The following is a 14,208-nucleotide window of genomic DNA, read 5'->3' on the forward strand; positions in this document are numbered from 1 at the left end:
GTCAGTGCGATAACTCAAGCACCTTTGCCCGGCGTCTCGCGATATCAGAGCGCCGGGGATATAATTCGAATAATGATGGCCAGACGGTCAAACATGGCCGCGCTTATAGGACGCCTGCTCTCAATGGTCCAGAGGTTCCGGGTCTTGCGACGAATGGCGCAGCTTGGCCCAGCGATTGAGCCATGCAAGACCCGCCAGCGCCAGACCCAGCGCCAACAGCGAAAACACCCGGATCAGCCCGCCCAATCCGGCAATATCGATCAGAAACACCTTGGCCACCGCGAGGCCAATCACGGCCAAACCGGCCTTGCGCATCAAATCGGACCGGCGGGCCAGCGACTGGTAGAACAACCCTGCGCCGACCACCAATAAGGTGATGGTGTATGAATAAAGCTCGGGCTGGGTGACGCCGTTGCCTTCATACATGCCACCCGCCCCCTGCCAGACATGACGGATTGTAAGCCCCAGCCAAAAAGCGATCAGGGCACCGGCGACCCAATAACTGATCTGCTTCAGTAGCACGGGCTGCGTCACGACGCGCCAAGCCGAGAAGCCGATGGCCAGCGCAGGCAACAGATAGGCCACCGCCAACGTGTTCAGCACCGGCGGGCCGAGCACGGGATCGGCAAATGGGTCGAGCAACGGGTTAGCCTCAGACAAAGCCTGAACCAGACGCATCATGCCGTGTGCCGCAAAGAACGCCGCGAGCGCGTAACGCGCGTAGTTCAGCTTACCGCCAAGCTCGAACCGCTGTATTTGTGCAAAAGCCAGCAGCAGCCAGATCACCGCCAGCAGCCCCAGCCCCCAATGGCTGTCTGTCGCGCCGCCTTCTCCGAAGCTTTCCAGCCAGCGCAGCAACAAGAGCGATAGCAGTATTCCCGCCGTTGCCCAGGCCGCGCTTTCAAGCAGCAATGAGGCAATCGGGCGGTCCAAGGACCTTAGCAACGCCCACCCCATGATGAACCCGGCAACCGCCACCGCATAGACCAAGGTCATTTCGATCAACGGCGCGGTTTCGGCCCAATCTAGCCCCGGGTCGAGCACCAGCCGTACGGTCACCGTGAACACACCCGCCCAAATGAACCAACTCATCGGAGCCAGAACAAATCGCCGGTCCAGCGCCGCGGCCACAACAATCATGGCGACAAGTGCTACGGTCAAAGCGGCAGAGCTGAGTACGATGATGCAGGCAAAGCTAAGGCACGATAGCGCAGACAGAGTTGCCAGTGCAGGCCGCATCCGTTTCTCACCATCGGCCCGCGCAAACCGTTCGGCCAAAACCACCATCATCGCGCCTAATGCGATTGCGTGTAAGGCCCACGCATAAGCTCCGATCACGTTTGCAGGCTGCCATCCGACTTCAAGTGCGATCGCCAGCGTCGGAGCATATAGGGCTGCACCCCCGGCCCAGACCACAGCGTAGCGCCCGGCGTGGAAGGACCGCCACGCAGCGAGCACGCTGATCAAGGCCCCGAGGGCAACCAATAGCGTGACTACCCAAGGATAATCGGCCTCGGCCGTTTCCACGTATGTGTCGGCAAAGCCGCGCCACACGGAGCCACCGTCCAACCCGTGCAGCAGAACAAACCAGATCAGACCCAACGCAGGCAGCACCGTCACATCCTGCAAAGCACGCGCAGCTTTTGTCCAAAGCATCAGCGCCAGTATCAACGCGGTAAACAGAGCAACGCCCAGCCAAAACTCACCGCTTGAATCCGACCAATGCAGCGACAGGATGATGGAACTGGTGAGAACTGCACCAAAGGCAATTCGGGTTGGAAACTCGGGCCATGGAATCCCTTTCCGTCGCCGAATGACTTCAGCAATCATCGGGCCGGTGTGGTCGGGCCAGATACTGCGCACGGGTATCGCCATCGCAATCAGCGCCAGTGCTGTCACACAGATCAGATACCCCGGTTCCGTTGAGGGAGAAGACAGCACCAGCAAAAACGCCGCACCGTATGCACCCACTAGCGTCAGAATGGAAATCCATGCCCAACGCCTGACGGTATCGATACCCAAGCCCAAAATGGCGATGATAAAGAAATAACCATAAAGCCAACTGGGATCGTCCGATGCGCCTCCAACCATAAAGGGCGCGGCAAAGGCTCCGATTAGGCCTACGGCGGCGAGCAGCGGCCCGTGGAACCATCCCAAGACCAACGCAAACAGAGCGATGATAACGAGACCGGCCAGAGCGGCCTCGGGGCCGATCAGATCATAAAGCTGGCGCGCGGCAAGGACGCCACCAAACAAGGTCACCAGACCCGCGCCCGAGAAGACCGATGGTAGATAAGCGGTCGACGCGTCCTCGTCATCGCCGAAGCGGCGGCGGATCACTTCACCTGACCCAATCAGCAGAAGGCCAAAGATCAGGGCTGCGGCGACCCGCGCGGTGGGTGGCAACAGCCCGTTCTCAACCCCGTATTGCACCAGAAATATCCCGGCCAAGGCCAGTGACAGCGCCGAAACCGCATAGAACCAGTTCTCACGCAACCACGCGCCCAGCGCGGCGATCTTTTCCTCACGAAAAACGATGGTGGCAGGAGGATCGGCGGCCTCAACGGCCTGCGGCGCATCCGATGGGCTTTCGTCAGTGGTAGACGAGGTTTTCGCCGCGGCCCAGGGATCATGCTTGGTTTGCGTCGTCTTCGGCTCCGGCCTTGATGTCTTGGAGGTTTCGGCGCCGCTTTCCGGTATTTGCCTGGCCAATTGCCGCTCAAGCTGATCGACGCGCTTACGCAACCGCGATTGACCAATCAGCAAAGCGATGATCGAAACAGGAATGGCCAGAACGATCAGACCAACGAGGACAAGCAAGGATTCCAACCGAAACCTCCGGGATGCGATGCGCCAAACGTACCGTGCAGACAGGCTGGTTTATAGTCTGGAAATCCGCATGGATACCGCCTGCTGCACAGGTAATCGGCCTATAAAAGCAGGATGTGAGGGCGTGCCAGCATCAGCCAAGGGATCGCCAGCACTGCGGCAAAGGCCGGAATACCGCAAGCGAACCATCTGCGGAACAGTTTGTAGTAACTGCTTGGCAAGGAGGTACCATCCCGATCAGCCTGCCTTGCATAATCCCTCAGACGCACCTGAATCCAAACCACCGGCAGCCAGAACAGGCCGGTCAGTACGTAAAGCAGCAGTGATATCGCGACCCGACCCTCCGACAGCGACCAGCCCAGTAGCCAGGCCAGCAACACGCCGGTGATCAGCTGGAAAATGACTGAGGTGGCCGTAAAAAACTGTGTCGGCCAGCACCACGATTCCCGCCGTATGAGCAATCACCCGAGCATCCGCCGTTCGGTGCGCGATAAGCATGAAAAAAGCGATACCCGCGCCGGTACCCATAAGAACGCATGCTCCGATCACGTGCAGCCAACGCAGGATCAGGTCCGGGTCCATCAGCGGCTCTCCAACATGGGTCGCGCGATCAGTGATAGCATCAAAGCCGGTGCTATCTTGACCAACGGTCCCAAAGGGTCGAGCCACAGTTCAGGCACCGTCAACGTGGCGGCGATCAGATAGAAAGCGGCGATTGCAGCCTGCGCGAGGCAAGCGCGCGCGGCCCACGGACGCCACAAGATTGCCAGCCCCAGCGCGATATTGATCATCGACCAAAACACCACGCTCGCGTTGGCAATCCCAACGGGCCAACCATTGCGCGAGAGTATCTCGGCCGCCCGCGATAGCCCCGTCAATCCGCCGCCGACTTGAAATCACGTAGATCCCCGAGATCAGCGCAATATCCGGAAGGACCCTCTCAGCCGTCTTCTGGCTGCGCACAAGCCCCTTCACACAGGCGCCATCCGCATGCAGCGACCGAACGACCGCAGCACCGATGAAGCCATAAGCGCCCAGCACCAAAACAGTTTTTTCAGGACGATCCGTTGCCACGAGTTGCCTCGCATTGGTTTACAACACCATAGCGGATCAGATTCTGAGGATCAGCCTGATCACCCCGTCCGCGACAACAGCACCATTCAGGGGTGAAACAACGAGCCAACCCAGAAGGCGATAGCTGCCGCCGCACCCCCGATCAGCAGGGTTTCTCCGCCTGATCGCCACCAGGGGGCAAGCGACCACCGGCTTTTCATCGCGCCAATGGCAAAGAATACGCCCGCAGTCATCCAGGCTGATACCGTGAACGCATTTGCAACGGATAAGAGGAACGGCAACAACGGAATCATCCCCGCGATCAGAAAGGCAAAGAACGTCGCCATCGCGGCTTTGAGGGGATGCGGGTCGACGCTGCCCAGCCCGTATTCGCCCTCGATCATCAGGTCGACCCAATTGTCGTGGTTCGAAGTGATTTCAGCCGTCGCGTCATCCAGAACGCTGCCTGAAAGGCCTTTTTGTGCGAGGATTTCGCGCACCTCCTTTCGCTCGCCATCCGGATACAACTTGATATGCCGTTCCTCGATGGCTCGAATACGGTGGATGTTATCGATCTCGGCCTTGGTTCCCGAGTAGTTGCCCGCCGCCATCGAGAAACCATCCGCCAGCACGTTGGCCAGCCCAAGTGCCACGATGACAAAAGGCGATAAACCTGCCCCGGCAACCCCGGCAACGATCGCGAATGTCGTGACTGAGCCATCGATGCCGCCATAAACCACATCGCGCAGAACCCCACGACCCGGAGGCGCATTGATCCGTTCGAAAATCTCTTGCTGGCTGTGGCCGTGTTCGGTCATGGCTGGCTCCGTCCTGTTTATGCAGGACAGGTTCAGGCATGGCCTTGCGCCAGATCAAGTCCTGGAGAACAACCCGCTGAGCGCGCGTTTGATCATGCCACGGGTCGAGGGCTGGTGGCGTTTCGAGAAAGGCAAAGGTCGACAGACCTCCATCGCAGCGACACCCACGCGGGCGGTGAGCGCGCCGTTGACCAGCCCCTCACCGAACCGGCGCGACAATTTGCTGAGGACTGAGCCGCCTAAAATCGGCTCCAGAAGATCATCCCCCACTGCCACCGCGCCAGTTGCAATCAGATGCACGAATACGGCGCGGGTTAGGCGCCAACTGCCCAAGAAACCTGCTCGACCGCCATAGATTTCGGCAATACGTCGGATCATTCGCAATGAGCTTGCCAGCGCGGTCGCGACATCGGCCAGCGCGAGCGGAACCAAAGCGGTAACGGTGGCAACCTGCCGGGCTGCGGCCTCGACCTCGCGGCTGGCAGCAGCGTCCAGCGGGGCCAGCAATTCGTCTTCGGCCAAGCTCAGCAGGGTTGCCGCATCGAATTGCTCTCCCATGCGTTCGGTCAAACGGTCGCGACCCCAGCGTGTTTCATCGCGTCCCTTATAGAACGCAATCAGCCGTGTGGTTACAGCGCGGGCTTGCGACAAGTCCTCGTCTGTTAAAGCTGTGTCCGCCGCGCGCCGCAGCCCGTCGACGCGAGACAGACGGCTGATTGCGGCCAACTCGCGCAGTGCAATGATCAGGACGACCAGCAACAGCGCAGCGATCAGACCGGTGACGATCCAACCCAGAATTGGTGCGCGTTCCAGCAGAGAGATGGCAAAATCCCATGCGGCGACCGAAACCACCGCCCCCACAACGGCTAAAGCCAGCCCCCAGAACCAACGCGCCAATACCGAAGGCTTCCGCGCTGCGAACCGTACCGCTGCCTGCATCGCCTGCCCCTGCGGAGGCGCGATGTCCGGAACAGGAGGCGCGGTCGAGACATCAACTGTCGAGGCGTCGTCTTCCAGATCAATCAAAACGGGGCCTTTAGCCATCGACCAACTCCTCGCGTGTCCAGACATATTTGATGTCGTGCAGGTTTTCGTCATTTTCGGACCCATCGCCGCGTGCGACCTCAACAAAGCCGTTGCGCTCATAGAACCGGCATGCAGAGGGATTGGCCTGAAACGCATACAAGTTGAGCGTGGGACGCTGCGCTTTGGCGCGATCCAGCAATTGCTGCCCGATCCCCTGCCCGCGCGCCGAGGCCGCCAGATAGAGCGACTGCACTTCGTCCCCATTCAACGCCAGAAATCCGGCCACCTGCCCCTGCTTTTCGGCCACCGTGACCCAGCCGAGATCAATCATCCTGCCGCAAAACGCAATGGTCTCGGCCTCAGAATGCAGTTCAGGCATCCAGTCGTTTTCGCGGGCGAACCCGTGCAGAATAGCGCCTGTGGTTCCGGCATCGGTACTGCGAGCGGGGCGAAGGATCACGTTCACAGCCGGTCTCCGATCAGAAACTGCGCAGCCCGGTCCAGCCGAATATGTGGCGGACCGTCACCGGGATTCAGGGTCAAATGTGCGGGTGCAAAGGCCATATTGCCATAGTCCTCGCCCAGCCATCCCTCGGCCCCATTGCGCGCGGGGCCCAGCAGATGGGCAGGGTCCTCTGGCAAATCACCGGGGTAAAAGGCCGCCTGCTTACCGCTACCTAGCAGAGTGCCGCGCACGCATGGCAGTTCTACGCCGTTATGGCTGCGCATCTCTTCCGTCGTTGTCCGAAGTGAAGCCAACGATAAGGCCGCAGTTTCAGCCCCGGCAAAGCTGGCGCGGTCGCGGGCCTCACGGGTCAGGGCCTCAATGATCGCGGTCAGGCGCGGGTGCTGCAGATGGTGCAGATGGTCCGCTTTGGTGGCCGCAAATAGGATACGCTCGACCCGCTTGCCATGCAGCAGCCTGTTGAGCCATGCGTTGCGACCGGGGCGGAAGGCCGACAGGATATCGGCCATCGCGCGGCGCATATCCTCGACCGCTTGCGGGCCTTTATGGATTGCCCCCAACGCATCTACCAGAACGATCTGCCGGTCGATCCGGGCAAAGTGGTCGCGAAAGAAAGGTTTGACCACACGCGATTTGTACGCCTCGTACCGCCGCTCCATCTCGCGGTGTAGTGAACGCCGAATTGACGCCCCCGACACCGGGAGCGGCGCGAATGTCAGCACAGGAGACCCGGCCAGATCGCCCGGCAGAAGAAACCGTCCGGGAGTGCAGTCATAGAAACCGGCATCACGCGCGGCATTCAGGTAATCGGTGAAGCTGCGGGCGAGGTCCTGCGCCTGCGGCTCATCATGTGGCGCGGTTGGGTCGGTCGCCTGAACCTTTGCCAGAAATGCCCCTGCTTGTGGGCGACTGGATATGTGTTCGAGCGTGTCCCGCGACCAATCTTCATAGGATTTGTCCAGCAGGGCCAGATCCAGCAGCCACTCACCCGGATAGTCCACAATGTCCAGATGCAATGTTCGAGGGCCCTGCAATCCCGAAAGCAGACCTGCGGGCTTGACTTTGAAGGACAGGCGTAACTCGGAAACAGCACGCGTGCTGTCCGGCCAGTGCGGCGCTGGTCCGGTCAGCGCGGACAGATGGGATTCGAAATCGAACCGGGGCACGGTGTCGTCGGGTTGCGGCTGCAGATAGCTGGCGGTGACACGCCCCTCTTGCTGCGCCACAAGACCGGTCATGCGGCCCCGATCCAGCAGGTTGGCGACCAGTGATGTGATGAACACTGTCTTACCCGACCGCGCCAATCCCGTGACGCCCAGCCGGATGACCGGTTCGAAGAATGTCTCAGACACACGGTCACCCACGGATTCGACGCCGCGCACCAGACTGTCTGCCAATGATGAGATGACCAAGCTGTCGCCCCGCAATTATCGTTTTGCCCAAGATAGGTAGCGGTTGCGGCACTTGCCAGAGCTTTCGCCCCCTTGCCCGTCCGACCAAGGCGCGATACCAGCGCCCCATGCCCAGATACGCGCTGCAAGTCGAATACCAAGGGGAACCGTTTGCCGGATGGCAGCGGCAAAAGGAGCTGCCTTCAGTTCAGGGCGCGATCGAACTAGCGCTTTCGCGGATCGAACCCGGAGACCACACAATCGCCGCCGCCGGTCGTACCGACGCGGGGGTTCACGCGCTAGGACAAGTGGCGCATTGCGATCTGGTCAAAGAATGGGACCCATTCCGCCTGTCTGAGGCGTTGAACTATCATCTCAAGCCGCAGCCTGTCGCCATCGTGAAAGCCGCACGAGTGGATGATGACTGGCATGCGCGGTTCTCGGCGCTTGAACGGCAATATCTGTTCCGTATCCTGATGCGCCGTGCACCCGCCACCCATGACAAGGGGCAGGTCTGGCAGATCAATCATTCTCTGGACGTTGCAGCGATGCAGGCCGGGGCGGATATGCTGATCGGGCGGCATGACTTCACCACCTTCCGGTCCTCCATCTGTCAGGCCGCCAGCCCGGTCAAAACACTGGATGAGTTGCGGGTGGAACAGGTTCAGGGCTTCTCTGGCGCCGAAATCCACTTCCATGTTCGCGCCCGATCGTTTCTGCACAATCAGGTACGTAGCTTCGTTGGCACGTTAGAGCGCGTGGGGGCCGGAGCTTGGACGCCCGAGGACGTTCGCGATGCGCTTGAGGCGGTTGACCGTGCGGCCTGTGGACCGGTTTGCCCGCCGCAAGGGTTGTATCTGGCACGGGTCGGATATCCCGAACCGGTGTTTGGCTAAGTCTACAAGGCCCGCAGTAGCAGCCCGCTTGCAATCACGGCGATGATAAGACCCGCAACCAGTTCGATGGTCGGGGCCAGTACCGATGCAAAGCGCGTAGCCGAGGCTGAGGCCAGCAACCCGCCGCGCAACCCAAAGGATGTCCAACCGACCAAAGTGGTGACGGTTGCGGTCCTAAAGCCATGGCGAATGCGCCTGCGATGCCGACCATTGCGATACCCATCTGCCATGTCAGGATCAGCACAAACAACGCGCCCGTACAGGGGCGTGCGGCTATACCAGCGATCAGGATCAACGCCTCGCGAAAGCTGCCGACCTGAGCGACCTCATCGGCCGTCGGGCCGTGGCGGTGGCCGCAGTCAGCGCAAACCTCGTGGTCGTGATGATGGTGGTCGTGATCATGCGCATGGTGATGGTGGTCGTGCGCTTGAGAGGCTTGGTTTTTGTGACGCCGCGCAAAACTGCGGATGGCGCGGAAAACCAGCCACAGGCCTATAGCGGCAATTGCGCCGTAGCTGATCGGTGCCATGACCTGTTCGGTCGTGCCTACAAGCGACTCGCGTGACATCTGGAATACCAATACCCCGGCATAAACCAGCACAACCGCCGTCACTGCTTGCCCTAGGCTCGATAGGACACTGATTGCAGAAAGTCTGCCAAAACGCAACGCGACGGCCAAGCCCATATCCTCCGATCAGAACTTTGCCATGGCCCGGTCCGATGGCATGAAAAAACCCATATGCAAAACAGACCGTCAGTAGCGTTGCCACAGCTTCGGGCTGCTCGGCGCGTGCTGCGCGAAGGGCGCGGGCGATCTGGTTCTGGAATTCGCGTTGCTCTCCGGCAGCCCAAGCGGCCAGATGGTCAAAACCACCGCTGCCCCAGAACCACAGCAGCACCCCGCAGGCGATGGCAACGGGAACGATCAGGTATTTGGACATGAAAGCCGGATCTCGGTTGCGAATTTCTCACCGACCAGAGGGATATCGTTTTCTTCAAGGTCATACTCGGCATCCAGCGTCAGCAAAAAAGCCTGCATCTGGGCCAGTTCGTTGTCGATATCCGGATCGCTGCGTTCGATATTACAGATCGTGGGGCCTGAAACCAGAACCGGGCGGGTCACTTCGTATGCGGTATAAAAGCTCTCATCAAAGGCTTTGATCGACAGTGCATCCGCGGGAACGGGGTTTCCTTCGATCGCGCGCAGATGTGTGGTCACGATGCGGGCATCCTCGGTCGTGGCCTGCGGCTCAAGCGGCCCAGAGAGCGGGATCACATTTTCGCCCATGCGGATGACCAGATCGCCATTGTAACCTTCGACCCACTGCGCGTCGAAGCCACTTAGAAACTGCTCTTCAGCCTCGGTCAGCACGCCATCTGCATCCTGATCCAGTCGCATGTCTTCGAGAACCAGCAATGAATAGAACTCATCATAGGCCCAGGTCACACGCACATGGGTCAGGTTGCCTGCGTCATCGACCATGAACTCTAGCCCCGTGTCGATAAAGACATGGGGATGAGCCAGAGCCGGTGTCGGCAGAAGGCAGGTCAAGGAGAAGGCAAGCCAGCGCATGTTGCAAAGATAGAATGCGCAGCGGGTATCGGCAATCCGACTAAACACTAGGCTGCAGAATCCCGCCATTTACTCCGGCGGGAACAAGACCAATGTCTGCAAAGCCGTCCCAACTGGCCCCTGTGTATCAAAAAGAACTGACTGCGACATACCGATCCCCGAGGGTTGCCAGTGCGAGATCGAGTCAGAGGCCAGCCAGTCCGAGACAGGCTCGCGGTGGACTTGCACAGTCAGGTCGGTATTCATGAAACCCATCTCAGATGTGGGCGCGTTCCACGATATGCCATTGCCGCAATCTGCAAGCGGGCAGAGCGCTTGGATCGGCGATGGGTCCTCTCCTTCCAGCAAGGCAGGTGTGCGCATCCAGACGGTTTTCGGACCTGCCCCTTGGTTGCCATCAGCGGGATAGCCGATCTGGGAGTGATGGGCAAAACCGGGCAACTGATGGCGCATCTCACCGATCGGGAACGGGCCATCGACCATATCTTCGACCCTGGGCGCGGGCAGTTTGACATTGGGCACGGCCCCAAGGTCTTTGCGCACCATATGCATGGTTGTGGCGGTGGCGCAAAGCGTGTCGTCCAGATCATGTACGGTGACCCGTGTGGTCGCCAGCGTCTTGGTATGGCGTGTCGTCTCTGCCGCGACTCGCAAACCAGCCAGAGGCAATGGACGCAGCAGATCGACGGTCAACCGGGTCAACATCTTCTCAGGGCCGACTTCGGTTTCTGCCGCCCGCACGATCAATCCGCTGACTGGCCCAGCATGGCAATAATCGGCCGACCAAGGCCCGCGCGCGGGGTCATTTCCGACAAACACACCCTGCGCATTTTGGTGGAAATACGCCTGCCCCAACACATCCGATGTCATTGTGGTTCTGTCGCCTCAGACTTTTTCTTGCGTGTATTTCTTCAACTCGGCGCGAGCGACCTGACGGCGATGCACTGCGTCCGGCCCATCCGCCAGACGCAGGGTGCGCACATGGGTCCATGCATTTGCCAAGGGCGTATCCTGACTGATCCCCTGTGCGCCGAACATTTGCACGGCCTCATCGATCACCTTCAGCGCGACCTTGGGGGCAACGACCTTGATCTGGCTGATCCATGGGGCCGCCGCCCTTGCATCGCCCTGATCCATGTACCAGGCGGCCTTGAGGCACAGCAAACGGGCCATTTCGATCTCCATCCGACATTCGGCGATGATGTCGTAGTTTGCCCCCAGCTGCGCCAGTTTCTTCCCAAACGCCTGGCGCTGTAGTGAACGCTTGCACATCTGCTCCAGCGCAGACTCGGCCTGACCAATCGCGCGCATGCAATGGTGAATACGGCCCGGCCCCAAGCGACCTTGCGCGATCTCGAACCCGCGCCCTTCGCCCAGTAGAATGTTTTCGGCTGGGACCCGAACTTCTGTGAAACGGATGTGCATGTGTCCATGGGGCGCATCGTCGTGGCCATAGACCTCCATCGGGCGCAGCACTTCGATCCCGGGCGCGTCTGCTGGGACCACGATCATCGACTGGCGCTGGTGCTTTGGCAGATCGTCCCCGCCGGTTTTGACCATCACGATATAGACCTTGCAACGCGGATCGCCCGCCCCAGACGACCACCATTTCTCGCCGTTCAGAACATAGTCGGCCCCGTCCCGCACGCAGGACATCGAAATGTTGGTGGCATCTGATGAGGCCACATCGGGCTCGGTCATCAGATAGGCCGAGCGAATCTGCCCGTCGAGCAAAGGCTTCAGCCACTGCTCTTTCATCGCGCCTGACCCGTAGCGTTCAAACACCTCCATATTCCCTGTATCGGGCGCGGAGCAGTTGAAAACTTCGGCCCCCAAGGGCGTCTTGCCCATCTCCTCGGCGAAATAGGCGTATTCGACTGTACTGAGGCCAAAACCTTTGTCGCTGTCTGTCAGCCAGAAGTTCCAAAGCCCCGCCGCCATGGCCTTGGCTTTCAGCCCCTCGAGAATCTCGGCCTGTCGCTCGGTATATTTCCAACGATCGCCTTTATTGATTTCTGCCTGATACTCATCTTCAAGCGGCATGACCTCGTCGTGAATCATATCTCTCACCCGCTGTAACAGGGCGCGGTTTTCCTCACGCAATCCGAAAGTCATGGTCATGTCTATTCCTTCCCTGTGGCGCAATGCGGGTCTTTGGCTTTGGTCCGAGGATGGCTTAGTGGCCATGAGCGTGTCCAGCTAAGTGACGGAACGTCATTCACGCAAATTGAGCCCGGTCCAGCATCAATGCGATGCCCAGCAGGGGGCCTGCGGCAAAATTAGCTGGAGCAAATCACAAGGGTGCAGCTGTGCTAGTTCGGGTGCTGGCCAAGGCACCGACCTTTAAGGTGTCAGGATCCAGTTCCCATCAGCGGTCTTGCAGCGGCGTGTTCTGATATCGCGGGCCTGTGCAGCACCTTCAGGCTGCACAAAGTGCTGAAGTATCACACAATTGCCCTGAACGCTTTGCACGCGGATTGTCCCCTTCGAGCCGGTGTCCTGATTGAGCCAAGCCCTCTCCTGCCCCACGGATGGAGTGCCCGTCGACAGCAACGCGTTTGAGGTGTCGTTCAACACCTCAAAGTCAGCGGGGCTCAACCCCATTTCCGCGATGATTCGGGAAAGTGGTTTAGCCTGTGCTATTCCACCCACCCCCAGAAAAAGTGCAGCAACCAGCGCTGTGTAAACAAAGGCTTTCATCAAAGGGCCTCGCCGATTTGAATGACTTTCACGTCCATAGATATACCTCTATGCGTGTGCGGCCAAGCCCCACTTGGCCACCTTCAAATTATCCCGAACAAACCTTTCGCAAGGCAGGCGCTAGGTCCGCCCGTGAGATCGCTTCATATTGTGCCCAGACGAAGCAGAGGCATTTGATGACACATCCTAACTATTATGCACCGACAGGCGGACATCCGGGGCAAGAGCAACTGTTGACCGACCGTGCCATGTTCACCGATGCCTATGCGGTAATCCCCAAAGGCACGATGCGCGACATCGTCACCAGCTTTCTGCCTTTCTGGGAGAATACACGTCTTTGGGTCTTATCCCGGCCTCTGAGTGGTTTTGCCGAGACATTCTCGCAATACATAATGGAGGTGCAGCCCGGTGGTGGCAGCGATACGCCCGAAACCGATCCAAATGCGCAAGGGGTGATCTTCGTGGTCGAGGGCAGCGTTACGCTGACCCTGAACGAAGCGGATCATGTTCTTGAGATCGGTGGATATGCCTATATCCCCCCGGGCAGCGACTGGACGCTGCACAACCATGGCGATTCAGTTGCCCGGTTCCATTGGGTGCGCAAGGCTTATGATGCAGTGCCCGGCCTGCCCGCCCCTGACCCGATCATCACCAATGAACGCGACGTGGTACCCAACGAAATGCCCGGCACCGAAGGCCGCTGGTCTACCACCCGCTTCACCGATCCGCAGGACCTGCGTCACGACATGCATGTCAACATCGTCAATTTCGAACCCGGTGGCGTGATTCCCTTTGCCGAAACCCATGTGATGGAACACGGCCTTTATGTGCTTGAAGGCAAGGCTGTTTACCGGCTCAATCAGGATTGGGTCGAGGTCGAGGCCGGTGACTACATGTGGCTGCGCGCTTTCTGCCCACAGGCCTGTTACGCAGGCGGACCGGGACGGTTTCGCTATCTGTTGTACAAGGATGTGAATAGGCACATGCCGTTGTCTGTACCGTCTAGGTAGCTGACGATCGGGGCTTTACCGGGTCAAGTTCTGGTAAAGGGGTTCACAGAATCGCTGGAATCTGATGAAATCAAATGAGTTTTCAGCACTGGAGATTGTTCGATGTTACTGCGCGGTACGATGATTGCACTGGTTGCCACCCTTGGCCTTTCGGCGTTCAACGCCGCCTCGGTTGCCGCCAAGGAAGAAACCAAATCCGTTTTCGTAATGAGCCGCACATGGGCGGTGACGCAGGTCTCGGACGCGCCTGTGGTTTATCGGGCGACGCGGGATAATTACAATCTGAACCCCTTTGGCCCGCCGCCACGTCTTCGCACCATCCAGGCAATGGCCGCGATACAGAAGGCGACTGGCTGCAAGGCGATCTATTCCAGCATGTATCAGAACATTTCGGGCCAGTTCTTTTCGCAGGTCAGCTGCAACTGAAATTGGTACAATACTTTGAT

At 59.3% G+C, this 14,208-nt stretch carries 13 protein-coding genes and 2 pseudogenes; 3 read left to right on the top strand and 12 right to left on the bottom strand.

Annotated features, from left to right (window positions below; genetic code table 11):
- Positions 1-120: 120 nt before the first annotated feature.
- The 7 genes and pseudogenes from AC1DFB_RS11230 to AC1DFB_RS11260 form a co-directional block, all read right to left on the bottom strand.
- Positions 121-2,829 (bottom strand): DUF2339 domain-containing protein, encoded by a 2,709-nt coding sequence (locus AC1DFB_RS11230; RefSeq protein WP_480921263.1) that lies wholly within the window; start codon positions 2,827-2,829, stop codon positions 121-123.
- Positions 2,830-2,930: 101 nt separating this feature from the next.
- A pseudogene (locus AC1DFB_RS11235) lies at positions 2,931-3,411 on the bottom strand (DUF2269 family protein).
- On the bottom strand, positions 3,411-3,707 hold the full coding sequence (locus AC1DFB_RS11240) for a DoxX-like family protein (RefSeq protein ID WP_480587099.1): 297 nt from the start codon (positions 3,705-3,707) through the stop codon (positions 3,411-3,413). Before AC1DFB_RS11240 ends, AC1DFB_RS11235 begins: the two are co-directional and overlap by 1 nt.
- A gap of 282 nt (positions 3,708-3,989) precedes the next feature.
- Entirely contained in the window at positions 3,990-4,700 is a 711-nt protein-coding gene (locus AC1DFB_RS11245) for a VIT1/CCC1 transporter family protein (protein ID WP_480921264.1), read from the bottom strand.
- Between the two features lie 54 nt (positions 4,701-4,754).
- Positions 4,755-5,744: a YcjF family protein gene (locus AC1DFB_RS11250; protein WP_480921265.1), complete on the bottom strand. Its 990-nt coding sequence runs from the start codon at positions 5,742-5,744 to the stop codon at positions 4,755-4,757.
- Entirely contained in the window at positions 5,737-6,192 is a 456-nt protein-coding gene (locus tag AC1DFB_RS11255; RefSeq protein WP_480921266.1) for an N-acetyltransferase family protein, read from the bottom strand. Before AC1DFB_RS11255 ends, AC1DFB_RS11250 begins: the two co-directional genes overlap by 8 nt.
- Positions 6,189-7,604 carry a YcjX family GTP-binding protein gene (locus AC1DFB_RS11260; RefSeq protein WP_480921267.1) on the bottom strand — a complete coding sequence of 472 codons (1,416 nt, stop codon included), beginning with the start codon at positions 7,602-7,604 and terminating at the stop codon, positions 6,189-6,191. Before AC1DFB_RS11260 ends, AC1DFB_RS11255 begins: the two co-directional genes overlap by 4 nt.
- A 107-nt stretch (positions 7,605-7,711) precedes the next feature.
- Here AC1DFB_RS11260 and truA point away from each other — a divergent pair, with 107 nt between their 5' ends.
- Complete coding sequence (gene truA, locus AC1DFB_RS11265) at positions 7,712-8,479, top strand: tRNA pseudouridine(38-40) synthase TruA (protein ID WP_170818093.1); 768 nt, start codon at positions 7,712-7,714, stop codon at positions 8,477-8,479.
- 2 nt (positions 8,480-8,481) lie between these two features.
- On the opposite strand, the pseudogene AC1DFB_RS11270 reads toward truA, so the two are convergent.
- The 5 genes and pseudogenes from AC1DFB_RS11270 to AC1DFB_RS11290 all read right to left on the bottom strand — a co-directional run bounded on the left by AC1DFB_RS11270 (position 8,482) and on the right by AC1DFB_RS11290 (position 12,752).
- A pseudogene (locus tag AC1DFB_RS11270) lies at positions 8,482-9,420 on the bottom strand (nickel/cobalt transporter).
- Positions 9,405-10,052, bottom strand: coding sequence for a DUF1007 family protein (locus tag AC1DFB_RS11275; protein ID WP_170511362.1), 648 nt, complete (start codon positions 10,050-10,052; stop codon positions 9,405-9,407). The pseudogene AC1DFB_RS11270 and the gene AC1DFB_RS11275 overlap by 16 nt, the downstream one beginning before the upstream one ends.
- A gap of 69 nt (positions 10,053-10,121) precedes the next feature.
- Positions 10,122-10,922 (bottom strand): thioesterase family protein, encoded by an 801-nt coding sequence (locus AC1DFB_RS11280; protein WP_480921268.1) that lies wholly within the window; start codon positions 10,920-10,922, stop codon positions 10,122-10,124.
- 15 nt (positions 10,923-10,937) lie between these two features.
- The gene (locus AC1DFB_RS11285; protein WP_480921269.1) at positions 10,938-12,173 is read right to left on the bottom strand and encodes an acyl-CoA dehydrogenase family protein; all 1,236 of its coding nucleotides are present in this window, start codon (positions 12,171-12,173) and stop codon (positions 10,938-10,940) included.
- Positions 12,174-12,395: 222 nt separating this feature from the next.
- Positions 12,396-12,752 carry a hypothetical protein gene (locus AC1DFB_RS11290; RefSeq protein WP_170404458.1) on the bottom strand — a complete coding sequence of 119 codons (357 nt, stop codon included), beginning with the start codon at positions 12,750-12,752 and terminating at the stop codon, positions 12,396-12,398.
- Between the two features lie 176 nt (positions 12,753-12,928).
- Here AC1DFB_RS11290 and AC1DFB_RS11295 point away from each other — a divergent pair, with 176 nt between their 5' ends.
- Together AC1DFB_RS11295 and AC1DFB_RS11300 are read left to right on the top strand one after the other, a co-directional pair.
- Entirely contained in the window at positions 12,929-13,762 is an 834-nt protein-coding gene (locus tag AC1DFB_RS11295; protein WP_170511358.1) for a bifunctional allantoicase/(S)-ureidoglycine aminohydrolase, read from the top strand.
- A gap of 102 nt (positions 13,763-13,864) precedes the next feature.
- Entirely contained in the window at positions 13,865-14,188 is a 324-nt protein-coding gene (locus tag AC1DFB_RS11300; RefSeq protein ID WP_480921270.1) for a hypothetical protein, read from the top strand.
- Positions 14,189-14,208 lie beyond the last annotated feature (20 nt).

The organism is Ruegeria sp. S84 (genome assembly GCF_056583445.1).